Source organism: Novacetimonas hansenii JCM 7643 (assembly GCF_000964405.1).
GTDB lineage: Bacteria > Pseudomonadota > Alphaproteobacteria > Acetobacterales > Acetobacteraceae > Novacetimonas > Novacetimonas hansenii.
Genome location: NZ_BANE01000306.1, coordinates 1 through 615, shown reverse-complemented (window position 1 = coordinate 615; position 615 = coordinate 1). Strand labels below are relative to the sequence as shown.

Annotated in this window: 1 protein-coding gene; it reads left to right on the top strand. The window is 55.9% G+C overall.

The features are described 5' to 3' along the window. Window positions 1-436: 436 nt before the first annotated feature. Window positions 437-615: DUF2840 domain-containing protein (locus B7G66_RS17610; RefSeq protein WP_148424810.1), on the top strand; the 179-nt coding region annotated here is incomplete at its 3' end.

Here is a 615-nt window from a genome sequence, read left to right as displayed (position 1 = left end):
CCCCGGTTCGTTTTCGAAATCCGTCGTCTGATCGCGGCGGACACGCTGCCGGGCTACCGCCTGCGTCTGGAGACCGATGCCAGCAATGTGCCGGTGCTCCGCTTCTCCCCTGATCCCAGCAAAGAAACTTATCCACATGACCTTGTGGATAACCATGTGGAGGACTCCTGATGCCCATCGACCTATCAGGAATCGGATTCTCGACCTATCAGGAACGGGAAATCCCTCTAACAATTTGGAATGAAAGGAGAAATTCGCGCTCTCTAAAGGTACTAAATATTATAACTATTCTGTACTTGTATACCGCGCTGGAGCGCGCGTGTGAGTCTTCGACTATCATAAAAACAGACGATTCTGTCGCGACATTTTCCGACAGTTCTGCGCATCATCCTATGGCGGTGGGCAGACACGGCAGTATAGGGCAGGGGGTGCCGTCATGACGCACCCATCGCGCGAGGTGCTGACGCATCTCGAACTGACCTGGCTGGAGAAGCGCATCGAACAGTGGCTGCGCTTCGGGCACGTTCTGGAAACACACCCGATCGATCGTTACCGCCGTCGTCTGAGTTTTGCGCCCGGTGCGGTCTTCGCCCTGCTGCGCTGGACGCAGGCGGA